We start from the raw sequence: 20,309 nt of genomic DNA, 5'->3' as shown, positions 1-20,309 counted from the left end.
AGTCAGCTTTGGTCGAGCCACCAGCGGTAGGTGGCGGCGATGCCGTCCCGCAGCGGGATGCCGGGCTTCCAGCCCAGCGAGGTGAGGCGGCCGACGTCCAGCAGCTTGCGCGGCGTCCCGTCGGGCTTCGAGGTGTCCCAGGCGAGCTCGCCCTCGAAGCCGGTCACCTCGGCGACCGTCTCGGCGAGGGCCTTGATGGTCAGGTCCTCCCCGCAGCCGATGTTGACGGGCTCGTCGCCGTCGTAGCGCTCCAACAGCACCGCGCAGGCGGCCGCGAGGTCGTCGACGTGGAGGAACTCGCGGCGCGGGGTCCCGGATCCCCACAGCGTGACCTCCGCGCGCCCCTCGGCCGCGGCTTCGTGGAAGCGGCGGATCAGCGCGGGCAGGACGTGCGAGGTCTCCAGGTCGAAGTTGTCGCCCGGACCGTAGAGGTTCGTCGGCATGGCCGAGATGTACGAGGCCCCGTACTGCTTGCGGTACGACTGGACCTGCACGATGCCGGCGATCTTGGCGAGGGCGTACGCCTCGTTGGTGGGCTCCAGCGGACCGGTCAGCAGCGCGTCCTCGCTGATCGGCTGCGGGGCCAGCTTCGGGTAGATGCAGGACGACCCGAGGAACAGCAGGCGCCCGACGCCGGCCGCGTGCGACCCGGCGATGACGCTGAGCTGGATCTTGAGGTTGTCCTCCAGGAACTGCACCGGGTAGGTGCTGTTGGCCATGATGCCGCCGACCTTGGCGGCGGCCAGCACGACCGCGTCCGGGCGTACGTCCCTCAGGTAGGCCTCGGTCGCCGCGGCGTCGCGCAGGTCGAGGTCGGCCCGGCCCCGGGTGAGCACCTCGTGGCCGTCGGCGGTCAGCCGGCGGACGACCGCGGAACCGACGAGGCCGCGGTGGCCGGCGACGAAGACGCGGGCGTGCGGAGGCAGGAGCGGCAGCGAACTTGTCATACCGCCGATGATGCCAGTCCGCCGCAGCGGGTCCGCCCGCAGCCCGGAACCCGGACCGGCCGGGGGCGGAATCCGCCGCAAAGCCCGCCGCAACGGACGTGTACGGTACCCATCCGGCCCCGGGCCGCGGCCCGAACGCTCGGTGCGCCCCCTGCCGGGGCTCGACCCGCGCACACCCGAGGCACAGCCTCACCACGAACAGCAACCACCACCAGGGGGACCCCATGGGCAAGACCGCACTGATCACCGGCGTCACCGGGCAGGACGGCTCGTACCTCGCAGAGCTGCTGCTCTCCAAGGGCTACACGGTGCACGGGCTCGTGCGGCGGTCCTCCAGCTTCAACACGGAGCGGATCGACCACGTCTACCAGGACCCGCAGACCGCCAACCGGTCCTTCGTCCTGCACCACGCCGACCTCTCCGACGGCGTCGCCCTGGTGAACCTGCTGCGCGACATACGTCCCGACGAGGTCTACAACCTCGGCGCGCAGTCCCACGTCCGCGTCTCCTTCGACGCCCCCCTGTACACCGGCGACGTGACCGGCCTCGGCGCGCTGCGCCTGCTGGAGGCCATCCGGGCCAGTGGCGTGGACACCCGGATCTACCAGGCCTCGTCCTCGGAGATGTTCGGCGCCACCCCGCCGCCGCAGAACGAGGGGACCCCGTTCCACCCGCGCAGCCCGTACGGCGCCGCGAAGGTCTTCGCGTACTGGACCACGGTGAACTACCGCGAGGCGTACGACATGTTCGCGGTCAACGGGATCCTCTTCAACCACGAGTCCCCGCGCCGCGGCGAGACCTTCGTGACCCGCAAGATCACCCGCGCGGTCGCCCGCATCAAGGCCGGTCTCCAGGACCACCTCTACCTCGGCAACCTCGACGCCGTCCGCGACTGGGGCTACGCGCCCGAGTACGTCGACGCGATGTGGCGGATGCTCCAGGAGGACGAGCCGACCGACTACGTGGTGGCCACCGGCGTCGCGGCCACCGTCCGCGAGTTCGTCGAGTCCTCCTTCACGCACGCCGGCCTCGACTGGAACGAGCACGTGCGCTACGACTCCAAGTACGAGCGCCCCAGCGAGGTCGACGCCCTCATCGGCGACGCCTCCAAGGCGCAGGAGATCCTCGGCTGGAAGCCGTCGGTCCTGGTGCCCGAATTGGCCCGGATCATGGTGGACGCCGACATCCGTCAGGTCGAGGACCAACTGGCGGGCGCAACGGTCCGCATCGACCGCTGAGGGCTTATATTGCCCCTACGCTTTGCCGTGTCCCGGTCACCGCTGTGGTATTTCGCGGCCTGACCGGGGCAAACCTGCCGTATGTCCGAAGTGCACCCTCCTCGTGAACCTTGTTGATTCCAAGTTGGTATGCAATGGGTCAAGTGAGGTGACCGGGTACTCGCGTGAGCCCTAGTCTGCGCCAGTACATATGGCTGTTCGGATAATTTTCAGCCATCAAACCGGGCGATTGCCCTGGGGGGCTCATGCGTAGATCCAGAGGGCTGACTGCTGCCCTCGTCCTGTCACTGGCCGGTACCGGCGCCGGCATAGGCCTGGTGCTGATGCCCGAGGCGTCGGCCATCACGCCGCCGGTGGCATTCACGGCCGACGAACTGCCCACCTGGCAGCCGAACGGCATCGTCTTTGCGATGGACCAGGCGAACGGAACCGTTTTCGCCGGCGGCACCTTCTCCGCGGTCAGCCCGCCGGTGGGGGCCGGCAGCGGAACCGAGCAGGAAGCCGTGAACTTCGTGGCGCTGGACGCCGCCACGGGCAACCCGACCTCCTGCAAGCTGGCCTTCACGGTCGGCGAAGGCACCGCCACCGTGCGGGCCCTGGTGGTCTCGAAGGACAAGAAGACCCTGTACGCGGGCGGCTACTTCGGCGCCGTCAACGGCACCCCGGTCTCCAGCCTCGCGGCGATCGACATCGAGACCTGTGCCCCCAAGGCATCGTTCCACCCGAGCTTCCCCGCCACCGTGCGCGCGCTCGCCGTCACGGACGACACCCTGTACGCGGGCGGCGACTTCAACACCGTCGAGGGCCAGACCCGCGAGCGGTTCGCCGCGGTCGACGCCTCCTCCGGTGCGCTGAAGCCCTTCGTCGCCAACGCCGACGAGCCGGGCCGCGCCATCGAGGTCAGCAACGACGGCAAGAACGTCCTGCTCGGCGGTGACTTCTTCTCGGTCAACAACGCGAACTCGCACGCGCTGGCCGTCGTCAACGCCACCACGGGCGCGGTCACCAAGACGTACAACAACATCCCCTCGAACTCGGTCGTCAAGGACATCTCCGCCGACGAGACGGGCTACTACACGGGCAACGAGGGCTCCGGCGGCGGCGTCTTCGACGGCCGCATCGGCCTGAACCCCGACTTCAGCGAGAAGTGGCGCGACCGCTGCCTCGGCGCGACCCAGTACGTCCTGCCGTACGACGGAGTCCTCTACAGCTCCTCGCACGCGCACGACTGCTCCACCGAGCTGGAATTCCCCGACGGCAAGCGGAACTTCCTGCTGGCCCAGCGGACCGACCACGAAGGCGCCGCCCCCGCGCCCGTGGACGGCTTCGTACGCGGCCCGCGCAAGCTCGGCTGGCACCCCAACGCCAACGACGGCATCGGCGAGGGCATCGGCCCGCGCGTCATGTCCGTCGCGCAGAAGAACGACGTCAAGTACATGTGGGTCGGCGGTGAGTTCACGCTCATCAACGGCGAGCCGCAGCAGGGCCTGACCCGCTTCGCCTCCACCGGCGACGTCGGCGCGCCGACCACTCCGGTCGCCAGCGCCTCCAGCGTCAAGCCCGGTGAGGCCCAGGTCCGCTGGCGCACCAGCTACGACCAGGACGACAGCAAACTGATCTACCGGATCTACCGGAACGGCTCGGGCACCCCGATCGCCACGGTCAACGCCGACTCCCTGGAGTTCGAGCGCCCGCAGGCCTCCTGGAACGACACGACGGTCAAGGCCGGTCAGGCCTACACCTACCGCGTCACCGCCACCGACGCCGCCGGCAACACCAGCGCCCTGTCGGCGAACGTCTCCGTGACGATCCCGACCTCGGTCCAGGCGTACCCGGACAAGGTCCGCAGCGACGGCGCCCAGCTGTACTGGCGCTACGACGACACCGTCAGCCCGTACGTCGCCGACTCCTCCAACGGCGGCAACACCAGCGGCGTCCAGGTCAACGCCCCGACGCTGCGCCAGACCCCCGGCGCCGTCTCCGGCTCCAGCACGGCCATGGGCTTCAACGGCACCAGCCAGCAGGTGTACAGCGACCACCGCCAGTCGGTCGGCGCCACCTACACCATCGAGACGTGGTTCAAGACGAACACCACGCGCGGCGGCAAGCTGATCGGCTTCGGCAACAACACGGCCAACAGCAGCGGCTCGTACGACAAGCAGATCTACATGACCAACACCGGTCGTCTGATCTTCGGCGTCTACAACGGCTCGACCCGCACGATCTCCACCGGTCTCTTCGACTCGTACAACGACAACAAGTGGCACCACGTCGTCGGTACGCAGGGCCCCGGCGGCATGACCCTCTACGTGGACGGCCAGAACAAGGGCACGAACAGCGCCACGAACTCCACCCCGTACGCCGGTTACTGGCACGTGGGCGGCGACAACCTCGCCAGCTGGCCGACCCGCCCGACGAGCAACTTCTTCGCCGGACAGATCGACGAGACGGCCGTCTACCCGACGGTGCTCACCCAGGCGCAGGTCAAGGGCCACTACGACCTGGCCAAGGCGCCCACCGACACGGTCTCCAAGGTCGTCGCGGCCGAGGACACCTACATCAACCAGGGCGCCCCGAACGCCGCCTACGGCACGTCCACCTCGCTCGCGGTGCGCGGCACCTCGGCGTACGAGACGTACCTGCGCTTCACCGTCCCGGCCGCACCGTCCGGGCAGGTCCTGAAGGCCGCCTCGCTCCAGTTCAAGACCAGCTCGCAGGCAGGTGCCGGCACCGCCGACACCGTGTCCGTGGTTCCGGTCACCGGCACCTGGAGCGGTGCGGGCACGACGTTCAACACGAAGCCCACTCTCGGCACCACCCCGCTCGGCAGCATCGCGGGCGTGCCGGACGGCTCGGCCATCCAGAACGTCGAGCTGGACACCGCCGCGGTCTCCGCGCTGCTCGGCACCAGCGCCGGCCTGGGCCTGACGAGCACGGGCACCGACCCGATGTGGATCTGGTCCTCGGAGTCGACGGCCGCGGACGCCGCCCCGCAGCTGATCCTCACCTTCGGCCCGAAGTAACCGCCGAGCGCGTACGGGGCCCGGTCACCGCCGGGCCCCGTACGCCTCTCCACCCCGAGTACCCAGTAAGTACGGGAGCCACCTGATGTACCGACGCTCCGCAGCGGCTGCTGTTCTGCTGGCCGCAGCCCTGACGCTGACCGCCTGCTCCTCGGGCGACGGCAAGGCCGACGCCGAGGCGGCGGTCAAGCCGAAGCCGCCGGCCGCCTCCTCGGTCCCCGACCCGGCGGACGCCTCACCGGCGCCCTCCGCGCCGGCCGCGTCCGTCGCGCCCGACGCCAAGCCGACGGGCCCGGTCGTGCCGGACCCGAAGCTCACCCCGAAGACGGGCAGCTTCAAGGACAACGAGAAGAAGTACCTCAGCGGTCGGGTCCCCGAGAAGGTCGATCCGGCGGCCGTCCTGCAGACCGGCGAGGAGTCCTGCCAGCGCGTGGAGCGCACGGCGAAGCGGGACAAGGACGCGGCGACCGGCGCCATCATCTCCGGCGAGATCACCGGGGCGAAGGACGCGATCACGCACCTGTGCCCGGAGCAGAAGCCGATCCTGGCCGCCGCGGAGAAGGGCTTCGGCGACGGATCCCGCAACGCGCCCGCGGCGGGCACCTACCGGGCGCTGACCCAGAACGCCGGCTGCACCTGGGAGGCGAAGGGCAAGGACGGCTCCATCCTGGCCTCCGGTCCCGAGACCCCGCCCAAGGCGGGCGACAGGATCACGGCCGCGATTCCCGGCGGCACCGCCACGTTCAACTCGACGGGCTGCTACGCCTGGATCCCCGCCTAGGGCGCACGGTCCGGGCCTCCCGCACCCCCACGAAAGCGCCGTCGCACCCGCAACACCCGGGCAGCGACGGCGTTTTCGTGCCCGCGTTCGGGGTATCCGCGCGGTCACACGACACAGCGGAGGCGAATCCTATGCGGGGCATCGGCGGTTGCATCGCCCTGATCGTGGTGGGGGCCATCCTCACCTTCGCGAGCGACTGGGAACTGGAGAGCGTCAACCTCGACCTCGTCGGCCTCATCATGATGGCGGCCGGCTGCGTCGGCCTCGCCGTCTACGCGAGCGTCCTCAAGCGCCGGCGCGCCATGGCGGCCTTCCCGGTCGTCGACAACCACCACCGGGACCCGCTCTAGGCGGCCCCGGCGCCCGACGCCCACCGGTCCGCCGCCCCGGCCGCGGCCAGCACCTCCCGTACGGTCGCGCACAGCGCGTCGTCGTCCGGGATCGCCGCCCAGCCCGCGCTGAGCACCGGCCGCAGGTCGGTGCTCAGCAGCGGGTGCAGGGCGGGTACCGCGGGGGCGGCCGCCGCACCGAGCGCCGGCAGCAGGCGCAGGCAGCGCAGGGCGTGCCCGCCGATCCGGGGATCCTCGCCCAGGGCGATCCGCGCGGCCCGCGCGGTCTGTTCGGCGTCCGCCGGATCACCGGTGATCCGCCACAGGGCGTACGCCACCTCCACCCGCTCCCAGCCGAAGCGCCCGCGCTCCCACCGGGACCGCAGGGCGGGTTCCCGCCCGGCGGCGGCCGGGCCGAGCGCGGCGGTGGTCGCCGGGTCGTCCGGGGCCGTCGCGGGGTCCCCGGTCAGCCGCCAGAGCCGGTACGCCGCCCCGTGCTCCCCGCGTTCGGCCGCGGCCCGCGCCACGGGCAACGCCACCTCCCGCGCCCCGGCGGTGTCCAGGGCCAGCAGCGCGTCGAGGGCCTGCGCCCGGGCGCTCGTACCGAGCAGGGCCACGATCTCCGGCTCGGCGTCCCGGGCGGCGTGCCCCCACCCGGCCAACACCCCCAGCAGGGCGGCGGGTTCGTACGGGTTCGGTGAGGTGCGCAGCCTGGCCCGCAGGAGGGGCAGCAGCCGGTCGGCCCGGGCGTGCAGAGGGCCCAGTACGTCGGACAACGAAGGCCGGTACCACCAGTGGTCGTGCCGGACGGCGGCCGCCAACCGGTGCGAGGGCCGCTCCAGCCGCTCGGCCACCAGCTCCACCGCGCGCGGATCCCCGATCCGTACGAGGGCGTGCAGGGCGTTGGGGCCCACCGGGGGGTCCTCGTCCGCGCAGGCGGCGGCCAGTTCGTCGGCCCACGGCGCGGACCGCGCGCCCGCCGAGGCCAGCACCGCGGCCGCCATCCGACGGGTCTGCGCGCACGGGTCGGACAGCCGCCGGGCGACCGGCGCCAGCAGCACCGCGAGCGGGGAGCGCCGGCGGGCCACCACTTCCGCCGCGGCCTGCACGGCGTCGGCGTCCCGCTCCAGCAGCCCCGCGATCAGGCGGGTGCGGCCGTCGCGGTCCTCACCGAACACTTCGGAGGTCCGCCGGATCAGCTTCCACGGCTCGTCCTCCCGCCACAGGGCGGCCCGCGCACGACGGTCCCCGCTGGAGAGGTGGGCGATGGCCCCGTCGACCTGCCGGGTGTCGTGGCCGCCGAGCCCGCAGCGGCGCAGCGCCAGTACGCCGGCCAACGACTGGGCGGCGTCGGGGTGCCCGGGCAGCCCGCCGAGCCAGTCGACGACCTCGGCCGGCCACTCCCCGGGGACGTGCCGCAGCAACTGCCCGGCGGCCTCGACCAGCCGGATCCGTACCCGCTCCTCGGGCTCGGCCCGCCAACGGGCGTACAGCGCGGCGAGCAGCAGGGCGGGGACGTCCTCGGCGGTGCCGTAGTGGTGCTCCAACCGCTCCCAGGGAACGGCGGCGGGAGCGGGTCCGGCGGTGGAACGGTGTGCGGTGGAGGCGGTCGGTTCCTGGGTCATCCAGGCGACTTCTCTTCGGACGGGGCCCCGCTCGGGGCCTGCGGTGATGTGCGTCGGATGCTACCGGCGGCTCCGCGCCCCCTCGTACACCGGGAGGAGGGTGTCCAGCACCGCGTCCATCGAGAAGGAGGCGGCGGCGAGTTCGCGGGCCGCGAGGGAGGCCTTTCGGTTGGCGTCCGGATCCAGGAGGTCCAGGACCGCGCGGGCCACGCCCTCCGGGCCGGGGTCGACGGCGCGGCCCGCTCCGGCCGCCGCGATGTCACGGGCCAGGCCGTTGGAGTGGGTCACCACCGGGGGTACGCCCACCGCGAGGGCCTCCAGCACCGACATCGGGAACGGCTCGTCCACCGACGGCAGGACGTACACGTGGGCCCGGCGCAGTTCCGTCAGCACCTCGGCGCTCGACAGCGCCCCCGGCACCGTGAACCGTTCGCCCAGGCCGAGCCCGTCGATGCGGGCGCGCACGGCCGCGAGCTCGCCCTCGTCGGGGCCCGCCACCACGAACCGCGCGTCCGGGTGGACGGCCAGTACCGCCGGAGCGGCGTCCACGAAGTCCACCGGTCGCTTGCGGGCCTGGAGCCGCGCCGAGTACAGGATGCGCGGCGGGCCCTGCGGGGCGGGCCGCCCGTCCTGCGCCGGGGTGCCGTTGACCAGCCGTACGGCCCGCTCCAGCGGCGAGCCGACCACCGCGTCCAGGCCCTCCCGCTCGTGCGGGGTCAGGTACAGCACCGCGTCGGCGCCGCGCAGCAGGCGGCGTACCGCCACCGCGTCCAGCACCTTGGCCAGCGCCTTCTCGCTCGGGTCGACCATGCCGTGGGTCTGGAGCACCAGCGGCTTGCCGGCGCGCAGCGCGGCCAGCGCCACCGGCAGGGTGACCAGGTCCCGCGCCAGGTGCACGTGCACCACGTCGGCCTCCCGGACCAGCCGGCCCGCCGAGGCCAGCAGGGCCGGCGAGGTCATCCCGCTGAAGCCGAGGGGGAGGATCCGCCGGGCCGGGAACAGTTTGGCCGCGACACCCTCCACGTCGGTGGGCCACGGGTCGGGGAAACCCTCGCCGAGCGCCAGCAACCGGGCGTCGTGGCCCCGCGCCCGCAACCCCTTGGCGAGGTTCAGCGCGACCCGTACCGGCCCGCCGAAGGCGTGCGAGGGGGAGTGCAGGGTGACGGCGTGCAGAACTTTCACTTCGGCTCCTCGACCGGACGGCGCCGGCCGTCCTGGGTCTGCAGGGTCAGCTCCGGCAGGTCCTTGTGTACGACGGCGCCCGCGCCGGCGACCGCGCAGCGGCCCACGGTCACCCCGGCCAGCACGGTCGCCCGTACGGCCACCCACGCACCGTCCTCGACGGTGATCGGGGCGTTGCGGTAACGGAAGTCGGCGGCCCGGTGGTCGTGCGAGCCGGTGCACAGCATCGAATCCTGCGACAGGCACACGTTCGCCCCGATGGTCACCGGCTCCAGGTTCAGCAACCAGGCGCCCTCACCGATCCAGGTGTGGTCCCCGACGGTCAGCTTCCACGGCCACAGCACGCGCACCTTGTGCCGGATCAGGACACCCTCGCCGATCTTCGCCCCGAAGGCCCGCAGCAGTGCCACGCGCAGCCGCGCCGGACAGAACCAGGCCATGAACACCGTGTTCATCACGGCGAACCAGAGCGCCTGCGTCAGCAGCCCGCGCCCCTTGTCGTACCCGGCCAGCGTGAAGGCAGGAAGATCACGCAACAGTCGCCCCTCATCGTCCACCCCGACGCGCCTCCCCGGGCGCAGCCCGCTCAGACTAGACTGCGCGCGGATCACGCACAGGGGTGGGGGCAACAGTGGCTACGGACATGCGCAAGCCCACCGTCACGCCCGTACGGCCCCCCGTCGAGGACGAGACGAAGTGGGGCAGGGTCACCACCCCGCGCACGCTGCTCTCCCGCGCGCTGTCCGTCCCGCTCGCCCTCGGCTTCACCGTCTTCCTGCCGTTCTTCGTCGCCGTCCAGTCCGGCGCCGGCGCCCGCGACGCGGCCTTCTGGCTCCAACTGTTGCTCACCATGTACGCCGGTGCCCGGCTCTCGGCGATGGTCCTCACCAGCCGCCGCAAGCTCCTCCAGGGCTCCTTCTGGCTCTTCGTCTACATGGCCATGGGCGTGGCCCCCCTCGCCCAGGCCGTACTCGGCCAGGTACCGACCCCGGTCGTCGGCCCGCGCTCGGACCTCACCGTCGCCGTCGGCCTCGTCCTGCTCGGCTGCACCGCCTTCGACGTCGGCGTGCTGCTGGCCCGCCACCGGCCCACCGGCCGTGCGGGCGGCTCCCAGAAGGAACCCCGGCCGGTCATGGCCCACCGGCGCCGGCTCCAGTTGCTGACCGTCCTCGCCTTCCTGTGCAGCGCCGCCTTCATCATGAAGTTGGGCGGGCCGGCCGTGTTCTTCTCCAGCCGGCAGGAGATCATCGCCGGCATCGAGGAAGCGGGCGTCTCCAACGGCGACGGCCAGGCCGGGCAGGCCCTGCTCCGCGGCTTCGGCACCGTGCCCGCGCTGCTCGCGCTGCTCCTGTACACGCGCTGGTTGATCACCTCGAAGTTCGCCCGCCGCAAGGTGTCGGTCATCGTGACCTGGGCCGCGCTCGCCGGGCTGAACCTGATCGTCAACAACCCGATCTCCAACCCGCGCTACTGGTTCCTCACCGTCATGTTCGCGCTGCTGTTCACCGTCTTCCCGGTGAGCGCCGCGATGTACCGGGTGGCCCTGTCGATGGCCGTGGTGGTCGCCCTCCTCGTGTTCCCGTTCGCGGACCGCTTCCGCTACGACGAGAAGAACTACAAGCCGGTCGAGACGACGTCGTTCCTGGAGCCGATGGCGCTCAAGGACTACGACCAGATCGGCATGTTCGCCAACACCATCACCTACTCCAACTCCGGGCCCGGCCACTTCTACGGACGCCAGCTCGCCGGATCGATCTTCTTCGCGGTGCCGCGCTCGGTCTGGCCGGGCAAGCCGCGCGACACGGGCGTGATGGTCGGTACCTGGATGGGCACCGTCAACACGAACCTCTCCTCCCCGATCTGGGCGGAGCTGTGGATCGACTTCGGGCCGCTCGGCATGGGCGCCGGACTGCTCGGCATGGGCTACGCAGCCGCCCGCGTGGACCGCCGCTACGCCAAGCGCGCCACCCGCCGCTCGCCCCCGGGCAGCCTCATCTCCGTCGTGGTCCCGCTCGTCGCCGGCTACTCCTTCATCCTGCTGCGGGGTCCGCTGCTCCAGGCCTCCGGCCGGGTCGCCATCGCCGCGATGTGCCTCGCGCTCGTGGCGACGTACCGCACGGACAAGGGCACCACCCTGCGCTGACGCGCGCGGGGTCGCCGCCCGGCATCCCTCCGCACGGCCTGCTCCGCACGGCCCTGCTCCGCACGGCCCTGCTCACCCCGCTCCGCGCACCCCGCTCCGCTCGTCCCGCGCACCCGAGCTCCGCTCGCCCGTTGCCCGCGAGCGGAGCTTCGGCATGTCCGGGCGCCGACGTCGGTGACGCCTCCCGGCCGCCGGTTCAAGCCCCGGCGGACGCTTCCGGCCAGGGCCCGTTCAGGCCGGCCGGAACCCCTTGGAACGACCCCTGACCAGCGGACATGATCGTGTCAACGGCCCGCAGGGGCCGGGAAACACCGGGTGGTGCGGCCGAATCTCGCACCCCCGGGAACCGCACCACTGCGCGTCCGCAGTACATCCACGTCGTCATCCTGGGGGATCCGCCATGCCTGCTCGCCGTCGCACGACCGCGCTCGCCTCGCTCACCGCCACCGTCGCCATCGGCGCGTCCGTCGCGCTCTCGCTGGGCACCACCTCGGCCTCGGCGGCCAGTGTGGCGACCTGGGACAAGGTCGCCCAGTGCGAGAGCTCGGGCAACTGGAGCATCAACAACGGCAACGGGTACTACGGCGGCCTCCAGTTCTCCGCGTCGACCTGGCGGGCCTTCGGCGGCACGGCGTACGCCGCGTACGCACACCAGGCCACCAAGAAGCAGCAGATCCTGATAGCCGAGAAGGTCCTGGCCGTTCAGGGTCCGGGCGCCTGGCCGAGCTGCGGCCGAAGCAGGGGACTGGGCACCGACCACGCGAACCCGTACCCCGACGCCCCCACCCCGCCGGCGCCCGCGCAGTCCTGGAAGGCGCAGGTGCTCGTCGATTCCGGCACCGGCCTGCACCACGCGACGCGCTTCGCCGACGGCACCTGGACCCGCTTCGGCAACGTCGAGGGCGAGGCGGCCGCGGTACCCGGCGGCGTCCGCGCCGTCGCGGAAGCCGGCATCAACGGCGACACGCACGTCCTGGCGGTGAGCAACGAGGGGAAGCTCCACCACACCGTCCGCAACGGGAACGGTTCGTGGGGCACCTTCGGCGATGTCCACGCCGCGGCCGGTGCTTTGGCGAACGTGACGCAGGTGGCGGCGGCTTCGGTGGGTGCGGAGCTTCAGGTGGCCGTGGTGGCGGACGGGAAGGTGTACCACACGGTGCGCCGGTCGGACGGCAACTGGACGCCGCTGGCTCCGGTGGGTAACCCGGCGGGTGACAAGCCGGTGACGAAGGTGGCGATGGCTCGCACGGGGTCCGACGTGCAGCTCGTGGCGGTGGCCGACGGGGTTCTGCACCACACGGCGCGGTTGGCGAACGGTACGTGGCTGGGTTGGGGCGATGTGTCCGCGCAGGGTGCTCCGGCCGGTATCGCGGACGTCGCCATCGCCGGCACGGGCAACGACCTCCAGATCGTTCTGACGGCGGAGAACGGTGCGAAGCAGTACCACGGCGCCCGCTTCTTCAGTGGGGAGTGGGTGTTCAACTCCCTTTCCTCGGTGGTGTCCGGTGTGACGGTGACGGACGTGTCCGCGGCTGCCGTCAACGACGAGCTCCAGGTGGCGTTCGTGGCCACCGACGGCCGGGTCCTGCACACGGTGCGCCAGGTCAGCGGCAATTGGACCGCCGTCGGCTCCGTCGACCTGACCGGTGTTCCCGCCGCCCGCGACGGCGTCGCCCTCACCGGCACCTTCAACTGACCCGCGCCGGCCCGCGCCGCGCCCCCACCCGAAACTTTCGAGGAATCCTCATGTCTCTCACCTTCTCCCGCCGCGTCCTGACCTCCGCCACCGGCCTGGCCCTGGCCGCCTCCGGCCTGGTCGCCTTCGCCGCCACGCCCTCCCACGCGGCGGGCCCCGCCTACCAGATGCCCTTCAGCTGCCAGCAGTCCTGGCTGGGCAAGACGTACGGCGGCCACAGCCCGTCGACCCTCTCCATCGACTGGACACGGGGCTCCTCGACGGAGAACCAGCCGGTCCTCGCCAGCGCCGACGGCACCGTCAGCGTCGTGAAGTCCCTCACCACCAGCTACGGCAAGTACGTGGTCATCGACCACGGCGGCGGCTCCAAGACGCTGTACGCCCACCTGAACGACCACGACGTCACCGTCGGACAGCGCGTCACCCGAGGCCAGAAGATCGGCATCGTCGGCAACACCGGAAACTCCACCGGGGCCCACCTGCACTACGAGCAGCAGTACCAGGGCACGGTCAAGCAATCCGTCTTCAACGGCGTCCCGTTCAGCATGGGTTCGACGCTCACCAGCAAGAACTGCGGCGAAGTGGAGACGCCGCCGGCGCCGTCCCGCCAGTGGCGGGCCCAGTTCGCGGTGGAGTCGGGCGGGGCGCTGTTCCACGGCGTCCGCAACCCGAACGGCACCTGGTCGAACTTCGGAAACGTCCAGAACGAGGGGGGCGAGATTCCCTCGGGAGTGCGGACCACCGCCGAGGCCGGCATCGACGGCGACACCCACCTGCTCGCCGTCAGCAACGAGGGCAAGCTCTACCACACCGTCCGCTTCGCCGACGGTTCGTGGGGAGGCTTCGGTGACGTGAACGCCGCGGCCGGTCAGCTGGCGAACGTGACGCAGGTGGCGGCGGCTTCGGTGGGTGCGGAGCTTCAGGTGGCCGTGGTGGCGGACGGGAAGGTGTACCACACGGTGCGCCGGTCGGACGGCAACTGGACGCCTCTCGCCCCGGTGGGTAACCCGGCGGGTGACAAGCCGGTGACGAAGGTGGCGATGGCTCGCACGGGGTCCGACGTGCAGCTCGTGGCGGTGGCCGACGGGGTTCTGCACCACACGGCGCGGTTGGCGAACGGTGAGTGGCTCGGTTGGGGCGATGTGTCCGCGCAGGGTGCTCCGGCCGGTATCGCGGACGTCGCCATCGCCGGCACGGGCAATGACCTCCAGATCGTTCTGACGGCGGATAACGGTGCGAAGCAGTACCACGGCGCCCGCTTCTTCAGCGGCGAGTGGGTGTTCAACTCCCTTTCCTCGGTGGTGTCCGGTGTGACGGTGACGGACGTGTCCGCGGCTGCCGTCAACGACGAGCTCCAGGTGGCGTTCGTGGCCACCGACGGCCGGGTCCTGCACACGGTGCGCCAGGTCAGCGGCAACTGGACCGCCGTCGGCTCCGTCGACCTGACCGGTGTCACGGGCACCCGTACCGGCGTCTCGATCACCGGCACCTACAACTGACCCGGCACGGGCCGATTCCCTCCCCCACCAGACTTCTTCAGTAAAGGACCTCTCCCTCATGTTCAAGGCCAAGCAGTCCGCCCGTAGCCGCTCCCTCCTCCTCGCCGCCGTCGTGCTCGCCCCGATGCTGGGGATGGCCTCGGCCCAGTCGGCGGCGGCCAACGCCCCGACCGTCGCGGACATCGCACGCAACCAGGTCGGCAACAACTGCACCCCGTACTACGGATGCGTGTACCCGTCCGCCTGGTGCGCGGAGTTCTCCCGCTGGGTCTGGAAGCAGGCCGGCGCGAACACCAGCGGCCTCAACGCGGCCGCCGCGTCCTTCCACAGCTACGGCCAGAAGAACGGCACCCTGCACACCAGCGGACCGCGGATAGGCGACGCGGTCCTGTGGGACGACGACGGTTCGGTCTCCGGCGAGGCGAACCACGTCAGCCTGGTCGTCGGAGTCTCCTCCGACGGCTCGCAGATCCAGACCGTCGGCGGCAACGAGAGCGGCAAGGTCTCGTACAAGAACTGGTTCAACTGGCGGACCTACAACAACCCGGGCGCGGGCAAGGCCCTCGCCTTCGTCTCACCGGTGGGTGTTCCCGGAACCCCGCCGCCGGTGGTGACGCCGCCCGCGCCGTCCGGCCAGTGGCGGGCACAGGTCGCGGTGGAGTCGGGCGGTTCGCTCTACCACGGCCTCCGCAACCCGAACGGGACCTGGTCGAACTTCGGGAACGTCGACAACGAGGCGGGCGAGATCCCCTCGGGCGTCCGGACCACGGCCGAGGCCGGCATCAACGGCGACACGCACGTCCTCGCCGTCAGCAACGAGGGCAAGCTCTACCACACGGTCCGGTTCCCGAACGGCCAGTGGGCCGGGTTCGGCGATGTCCACGCGGTGGCCGGTCAGCTGGCGAACGTGACGCAGGTGGCGGCGGCTTCGGTGGGTGCGGAGCTTCAGGTGGCCGTGGTGGCGGACGGGAAGGTGTACCACACGGTGCGCCGGTCGGACGGCAACTGGACGCCGCTGGCTCCGGTGGGTAACCCGGCGGGTGACAAGCCGGTGACGAAGGTGGCGATGGCTCGCACGGGGTCCGATGTGCAGCTCGTGGCGGTGGCCGACGGGGTTCTGCACCACACGGCGCGGTTGGCGAACGGTGAGTGGCTGGGTTGGGGCGATGTGTCCGCGCAGGGTGCTCCGGCCGGTATCGCGGACGTCGCGATCGCCGGCACGGGCAATGACCTCCAGATCGTTCTGACGGCGGAGAACGGTGCGAAGCAGTACCACGGCGCCCGCTTCTTCAGCGGGGAGTGGGTGTTCAACTCCCTGTCCCCGGTGGTGTCCGGTGTGACGGTGACGGACGTGTCCGCGGCTGCCGTCAACGACGAGCTCCAGGTCGCGTTCGTGGCCACCGACGGCCGGGTCCTGCACACGGTGCGCCAGGTCAGCGGCAACTGGACCGCCGTCGGCTCCGTCGACCTGACCGGTGTCACGGGCACCCGTACCGGCGTCTCGATCACCGGCACCTACAACTGATCGGGAGCCGCAGACGGCCGCGGGCCCGGGACGGTCATCGTCCCGGGCCCGCGGCCGTCTCCCCTCGCCGCCGCTCAGGCGGTGGTCCGCCCGGCGGTGTCCGGGGCGGCGGGCGCCGCTTCCGCGGCCGGCGCCTCCAGGCGGACGACGCGCAGCCAGCCGGCCGCCGCCTTCGCGGCGGAGCCCAGGGCCAGGCCCCAGGCGGCCCCCGCGACGCCCCACACGGCGTACCCGCCGAGCAGCAGGGCCACCGACAGCAGGGAGAAGACGACTTGCAGGGACAGGGTGGCCTTCGGGTTGAGGACGCGCAGGGTCAGCAGCGCGCAGGTACCGAGTCCCATGACGGCGTACTGCGCTCCCGTCGCCGGCAGCAGCGCGGACGCGGCGGCCCAGGTGTCGCCGAGCAGCTGGCGGCCCAGTCGGTCGGGCAGCGCGTACAGGACCGCCGCCCACCCGGCGCCGAGCACCGCGAGGGCTGCTCCCATCAGGGCCGTCAGGCGGACGATGCCGCGCTTGCCGTCGGCGCGGCCGACGACGGGCGGGCCGAAGGCGCTCGCCGAGTTGAACAGCACGTTCAGCGGCCCGAAGAGGGTGGTGGCCCCGCGCAGCGCGCCGACGGCCAGTGGGGTCGCGAAGACGCCGAGTCCGAGGACGGCGAGCTGGCTGGAGCCGTTCCCCACGGCGAACTCCACCACGAACCGCTGCCCCAGGTGCCCGCGGCGCAGGTAGGGGCGCAGTTCGGCGCGCACCCCGCGGACCGAGGGCCGCAGCAGCCACAGGCCGAGTGCCAGCGCGGGAAGGGCGGAGAGACCCCATACGAGCACCAGCCGTCCGGCGGAGGCGCCCGACGGCTGCACGGCCAGCGCGGCGACGACGCAGACCAGCCGCAACGTGTCGGCGGCCAGCGCCCGCTGGGGCACCCGCAGGGCGGAGAAGCAGTAGCGCAGCCCGTCCTGGACGAGGACCAGCGGCAGTACGACGCCCAGCGCGATGAAGGCCGTCCCGACGTCGCCGGGCAGCGCCAGGCCCACGGCCGCGAGCACCAGGCCGGCCACCACCGAGGCGGCGGCCGTGAACAGGACGGAGGAACGGCAGACGGCGCCGAGGCGCTCGCCCTTCTCCAGGACCACGGTCTGCCCGACGTAGGCCATGTTCAGCCCGAGGAGCACGCTGAAGGCCACGTACACCATCGAGAAGTCCGCGAAGCCGGACGCCGAGGACAGTCGGGCGGCGAGCACCAGCACCAGGATGTTCGTGGCGCTGGACGCCGCCTGGTCCAGGACCGAGGAGACCGCGGCGAGGCCCCGCCGGCTCACCGCCGGCCCGTGCGCACCGTGCGCAGGGCGACGGTGTCGGTGCCGTCACCCGGGATGTGCTGCTCGGGTTCGGCCGGCTCGCGGGTGAGGGGCTGCGGCGCGGACTTCGCCGGCGCGGGCGGCGCGACCTCCGGAGCGGGCGCGCCCTTGCCCTTGCCGCGGCCGCGCTTCTCGGTCGGCAGCGGGGTGTGCAGTACGGCGCCCAGCACCGTTCCGCCGGCGCCGCTGATGAGCTCGCGGATCCGGGACAGGTCGGTGCGGTGCACGGCGCGCGGGTCGCAGACCACCAGGACGCCGTCGACGCGGTCGACGAGCGCGAGGGCGTCGGCGTACGAGAGCACGGGCGGGGCGAGCACCACGACGGTGGAGTTGGGGGAGTCGGCCTCGGAGATCAGCCGGGTGGCGCGCGGGGAGGTCAGGGCGCGGGGCACGTTGCGGACCCGCTCGCCCGGGATCAGGTCGAAGGTGCCCGATTCCCCGGCGTCCACGACGAGCTGACGGCCGTCGGGCCAGTCGGAGTCGCTGTGCCCGCCCGCGGCGGGGCCGCCCGGCATCTGGCTCCAGCGGGGCCGCCCACCGGCGTCGGTGGGCAACTGGCTGGCCAGCACCGGGGTGCGCAGGTCGGCCTCGATGAGCAGGACGTCCTTGCCGGTCTCGGCGAAGGAGGCGGCCAGGTTCACGGCCACCGCGGCGGCGGTCTCGCTGCTGCCGCGCGGGGCGACGACGAGGAGCCGCCGGCGGTCGGCGAAACGGGAGTCGTAGGCGAGCCGGAAGGCCACCGAGCGGTACTCCTCGGCGAGCCGTGGGTCGGCCTCGCCGGCTGCGAGGAGCGGCCCGCCACCGGTCTTGTCCCGGGGCAGGGAGCCCAGTACGGGCGCCCGCAGGGCCCGCGAGACGTCACCCTCGGAACGCGGCGCCGGGTCGAAGACGAGCCGGACCCAGGCGGCGAGCAGGCCGAGCGCCAGGCCCACGGCCGCGCCCAGCGCCAGCGACATGAGGATGCCGGGGCCGTCGGGGGAGGTGGGAACCGTCGCGGCGCTGGTGACCCGTCCCGGGGTCATGTCGAGGGCTTCCAGCTTGGTGATCTTGCCGTTGTAGCCGCCGACCTCGCTCTGCAGGTCGGTCTTGCTGGAGGTCGCGGCGTCGCGCGCGGTGCCCGCGGGCATCCGGGAGATCTCCTTGGAGAGCTCGTCGAGCTGCTTGGCGACCGGGTCGCGCTGCTCCTTGTAGCCCTTGACCATCTTGTCGCGGGTGGCGTCGAGGGCTTCCTGCCGCTTGAGCAGGTAGGCCTGCGTCATCGCGTTGGCGCGCCGGGCGGCCTCCTTGGGGGAGGACGCGGTGTAGGTGAAGCGGAGCACCATGGTCTGCGGCGGGTTGGTCACCTGGAGGCCGCTGCGCAGGGACGCGAAGTCCTGGTCGGCGATCTTGAGGCTCTTCTTGGCCGCCTCGGCGATGGAGCTGGAAAGCGCGACCTGCCGCTCGGAGCCGATGTTGATCGCCTTGTCGGGCGCCAGGCTCGGGTTGAACGGGTCGTCGGTGGGCGCCCGCAGCACCACGTCGGCGGTCGCCACGTAGGTGTCCGCCGTCGATATGCCGAGGTAGACGCCGCCCAGCAGGCCGATGCCCACGCCCGCGCCGATGAGCTTGCGGTAGCGCAGGAGCTGCTTGAACTGGTCCCTGAGGAGATCGGGTTCGTCCTCGGCCGGGGCCGCTGCTGGGCGGTTCGTCTCGATCACGGCTGGGTGCCCCCAAGTGCTTCGTCTATCAGTGCGTCGATGCGGGCGAGACCCGCTTCCCGGCTCAGGTGGGCCGCCACGTGGACGGGCCCGGCAGCGCCCAGCGCGTCCGCGCCCTCGGGGTCCTCCGCCAGAGCCCGTACGGCCTTCAGCAGCGCGTCGGGGTCCTCCGGCGGTACGAGCACCCCGGCGCCCGAACGTGCCACTTCCTGGGCGGTTCCGCCTTCCGCCGCGACGGACGCGACGACCGGCCGGCCGGCCTGGAAATAGGAGGTGAGTTTGGACGGAACGCTCATGTCCAGCACGGCCGCGTGCTGCGTGACCGCGAGCACGTCCGCCGCGGCGAGGATATCGGGGAACTCGCCGTCAGCGGCAGGGGGGATGATGTCGAGATTCGGGACGTCCGCCGCGAGGGCGGCCAGCGCCGCTCGCTGACTGCCGTCACCCATCAGGACGAAGCGGACGGACGGATCCCGTCGGGCGGCGCCGACGAGGACCTCCAGCCCCTGCTTCAGGCCCATGTTCCCGGAGTGCAGGACCACCGTCTGACCGGGGGCCCAGCCCAGGTGTCGGCGGGTTTCCCCGCGCGGCTTGGTGGGCTGCGGCACGTGCGACCAGTTGGGCACGAGGCGGATCCGCTTCGGGTCCACGCCCATGCCGACGACCCGGTCCACGAAGGTCTCGTGGATCACGCCGACCAGGGTGGCCCGCTTCAGGGCGTACGCCTCGGCGCGACCCGCGATCGCCGCGGCCTTGTCGCCGCCGCTGATCCCGCTCTGCGCCGCCGCGGCCCCCATCAGGTCCTGGACGACGGGTACGTAGGGAACCTTCCAGCGCGCCGCCAGTCGTGCGGCGAGCACGCCACCGGCCAGGCTCGGCATCTGGGCGAGGACCGCGTCCGGCTTCGGCATCCGGGGCGGGGCCACGGCGCCGTGAAGCAGAATCGATCCTTCGAAAAGCGCGCGCTTCACGGCGGTCTGCCGCTGGGGCACGGTGTGCGCACGCCGGTGCACGGTGACGCCCGCGCGCCCCTCCGTGCGCCGGAGCGCCCCCTTGTACTCCGGCTCGACCGACCACGCCGGATAGTGCGGCATGCCCGCCAGGACGTGGGTCTCGTGGCCGATACTGGCCCAGTGCTCCGCGATCTGGGTGGCGTACGGGCCTATGCCCGCGTGCTCGGGGGCGTAGTTGGTGGAAACCAGCAGCAGGCGCCGGTGACCGGAATTGGACACTGAACGTCCCCTTCTCCCCTGGATGATGCGCACGTCA

At 72.1% G+C, this 20,309-nt stretch carries 15 protein-coding genes; 8 read left to right on the top strand and 7 right to left on the bottom strand.

Translation table 11 applies throughout. The annotated features are described in order from the left end of the window. Nucleotides 1–2 precede the first annotated feature (2 nt). Nucleotides 3–947 carry a GDP-L-fucose synthase family protein gene (locus ACFY0I_RS27865; RefSeq protein WP_388900977.1) on the bottom strand — a complete coding sequence of 315 codons (945 nt, stop codon included), beginning with the start codon at nucleotides 945–947 and terminating at the stop codon, nucleotides 3–5. A gap of 224 nt (nucleotides 948–1,171) precedes the next feature. Here ACFY0I_RS27865 and gmd point away from each other — a divergent pair, with 224 nt between their 5' ends. The 4 genes from gmd (at nucleotide 1,172) to ACFY0I_RS27845 (ending at nucleotide 6,339) form a co-directional block, all read left to right on the top strand. Beyond that, complete coding sequence (gmd, locus tag ACFY0I_RS27860; protein ID WP_383986908.1) at nucleotides 1,172–2,185, top strand: GDP-mannose 4,6-dehydratase; 1,014 nt, start codon at nucleotides 1,172–1,174, stop codon at nucleotides 2,183–2,185. A gap of 245 nt (nucleotides 2,186–2,430) precedes the next feature. Beyond that, on the top strand, nucleotides 2,431–5,208 hold the full coding sequence (locus ACFY0I_RS27855) for a LamG-like jellyroll fold domain-containing protein (RefSeq protein WP_388900975.1): 2,778 nt from the start codon (nucleotides 2,431–2,433) through the stop codon (nucleotides 5,206–5,208). 85 nt (nucleotides 5,209–5,293) lie between these two features. After that, a complete protein-coding gene (locus ACFY0I_RS27850) occupies nucleotides 5,294–5,989 on the top strand; it encodes a hypothetical protein (RefSeq protein ID WP_388900973.1) in 696 nt (231 codons plus the stop codon). Between the two features lie 131 nt (nucleotides 5,990–6,120). Then, a complete protein-coding gene (locus ACFY0I_RS27845; RefSeq protein WP_362876890.1) occupies nucleotides 6,121–6,339 on the top strand; it encodes a DUF6458 family protein in 219 nt (72 codons plus the stop codon). On the opposite strand, the gene ACFY0I_RS27840 is transcribed toward ACFY0I_RS27845, so the two are convergent. From ACFY0I_RS27840 to ACFY0I_RS27830, 3 genes are read right to left on the bottom strand one after another with little or no spacing between them, the layout of a single operon-like run. Next, complete coding sequence (locus ACFY0I_RS27840) at nucleotides 6,336–7,943, bottom strand: HEAT repeat domain-containing protein (protein ID WP_388900971.1); 1,608 nt, start codon at nucleotides 7,941–7,943, stop codon at nucleotides 6,336–6,338. The two genes, ACFY0I_RS27845 and ACFY0I_RS27840, sit on opposite strands and share 4 nt — an antisense overlap. Nucleotides 7,944–8,003: 60 nt before the next feature. Further along, nucleotides 8,004–9,125, bottom strand: a complete 1,122-nt coding sequence (locus ACFY0I_RS27835) for a glycosyltransferase (protein ID WP_388900970.1) — start codon at nucleotides 9,123–9,125, stop codon at nucleotides 8,004–8,006. Further along, the gene (locus tag ACFY0I_RS27830) at nucleotides 9,122–9,661 is read right to left on the bottom strand and encodes a WcaF family extracellular polysaccharide biosynthesis acetyltransferase (RefSeq protein ID WP_388900968.1); all 540 of its coding nucleotides are present in this window, start codon (nucleotides 9,659–9,661) and stop codon (nucleotides 9,122–9,124) included. The genes ACFY0I_RS27835 and ACFY0I_RS27830 overlap by 4 nt, the downstream gene beginning before the upstream one ends. A gap of 107 nt (nucleotides 9,662–9,768) precedes the next feature. Between ACFY0I_RS27830 and ACFY0I_RS27825 the strand changes: the two genes are divergently transcribed. The 4 genes from ACFY0I_RS27825 (at nucleotide 9,769) to ACFY0I_RS27810 (ending at nucleotide 15,988) form a co-directional block, all read left to right on the top strand. Then, nucleotides 9,769–11,268 (top strand): hypothetical protein, encoded by a 1,500-nt coding sequence (locus ACFY0I_RS27825; RefSeq protein ID WP_388900966.1) that lies wholly within the window; start codon nucleotides 9,769–9,771, stop codon nucleotides 11,266–11,268. 400 nt (nucleotides 11,269–11,668) lie between these two features. Then, complete coding sequence (locus tag ACFY0I_RS27820) at nucleotides 11,669–12,964, top strand: transglycosylase family protein (protein WP_388900964.1); 1,296 nt, start codon at nucleotides 11,669–11,671, stop codon at nucleotides 12,962–12,964. A gap of 50 nt (nucleotides 12,965–13,014) precedes the next feature. Continuing rightward, nucleotides 13,015–14,463 carry a peptidoglycan DD-metalloendopeptidase family protein gene (locus ACFY0I_RS27815; protein ID WP_388900962.1) on the top strand — a complete coding sequence of 483 codons (1,449 nt, stop codon included), beginning with the start codon at nucleotides 13,015–13,017 and terminating at the stop codon, nucleotides 14,461–14,463. 58 nt (nucleotides 14,464–14,521) lie between these two features. Then, nucleotides 14,522–15,988 (top strand): CHAP domain-containing protein, encoded by a 1,467-nt coding sequence (locus ACFY0I_RS27810; protein ID WP_388900960.1) that lies wholly within the window; start codon nucleotides 14,522–14,524, stop codon nucleotides 15,986–15,988. A gap of 74 nt (nucleotides 15,989–16,062) precedes the next feature. Here the strand turns inward: ACFY0I_RS27810 and ACFY0I_RS27805 are convergent, their stop codons facing one another. From ACFY0I_RS27805 to ACFY0I_RS27795, 3 genes are read right to left on the bottom strand one after another with little or no spacing between them, the layout of a single operon-like run. Next, nucleotides 16,063–17,304, bottom strand: a complete 1,242-nt coding sequence (locus ACFY0I_RS27805) for a hypothetical protein (RefSeq protein WP_388900958.1) — start codon at nucleotides 17,302–17,304, stop codon at nucleotides 16,063–16,065. Further along, a complete protein-coding gene (locus tag ACFY0I_RS27800; RefSeq protein ID WP_388900957.1) occupies nucleotides 17,301–19,040 on the bottom strand; it encodes a lipopolysaccharide biosynthesis protein in 1,740 nt (579 codons plus the stop codon). The genes ACFY0I_RS27805 and ACFY0I_RS27800 overlap by 4 nt, the downstream gene beginning before the upstream one ends. Continuing rightward, nucleotides 19,037–20,242, bottom strand: a complete 1,206-nt coding sequence (locus tag ACFY0I_RS27795; RefSeq protein WP_388901118.1) for a glycosyltransferase family 4 protein — start codon at nucleotides 20,240–20,242, stop codon at nucleotides 19,037–19,039. The genes ACFY0I_RS27800 and ACFY0I_RS27795 overlap by 4 nt, the downstream gene beginning before the upstream one ends. Nucleotides 20,243–20,309: the final 67 nt, after the last annotated feature.

Origin of the sequence: Streptomyces sp. NPDC001568 (assembly GCF_042893755.1) — a bacterium.
In the GTDB taxonomy this organism is placed as follows: Bacteria; Actinomycetota; Actinomycetes; order Streptomycetales; family Streptomycetaceae; genus Streptomyces.
This window is presented reverse-complemented; position numbering and strand designations above follow the sequence as displayed.

Coding starts and splice junctions, on each gene's coding strand:
- ACFY0I_RS27865 (WP_388900977.1), bottom strand. CDS start 947: ATGACAAGTTCGCTGCCGCTCCTGCCTCCGCACGCCCGCGTCTTCGTC.
- gmd (WP_383986908.1), top strand. CDS start 1,172: ATGGGCAAGACCGCACTGATCACCGGCGTCACCGGGCAGGACGGCTCG.
- ACFY0I_RS27855 (WP_388900975.1), top strand. CDS start 2,431: ATGCGTAGATCCAGAGGGCTGACTGCTGCCCTCGTCCTGTCACTGGCC.
- ACFY0I_RS27850 (WP_388900973.1), top strand. CDS start 5,294: ATGTACCGACGCTCCGCAGCGGCTGCTGTTCTGCTGGCCGCAGCCCTG.
- ACFY0I_RS27845 (WP_362876890.1), top strand. CDS start 6,121: ATGCGGGGCATCGGCGGTTGCATCGCCCTGATCGTGGTGGGGGCCATC.
- ACFY0I_RS27840 (WP_388900971.1), bottom strand. CDS start 7,943: ATGACCCAGGAACCGACCGCCTCCACCGCACACCGTTCCACCGCCGGA.
- ACFY0I_RS27825 (WP_388900966.1), top strand. CDS start 9,769: ATGCGCAAGCCCACCGTCACGCCCGTACGGCCCCCCGTCGAGGACGAG.
- ACFY0I_RS27820 (WP_388900964.1), top strand. CDS start 11,669: ATGCCTGCTCGCCGTCGCACGACCGCGCTCGCCTCGCTCACCGCCACC.
- ACFY0I_RS27815 (WP_388900962.1), top strand. CDS start 13,015: ATGTCTCTCACCTTCTCCCGCCGCGTCCTGACCTCCGCCACCGGCCTG.
- ACFY0I_RS27810 (WP_388900960.1), top strand. CDS start 14,522: ATGTTCAAGGCCAAGCAGTCCGCCCGTAGCCGCTCCCTCCTCCTCGCC.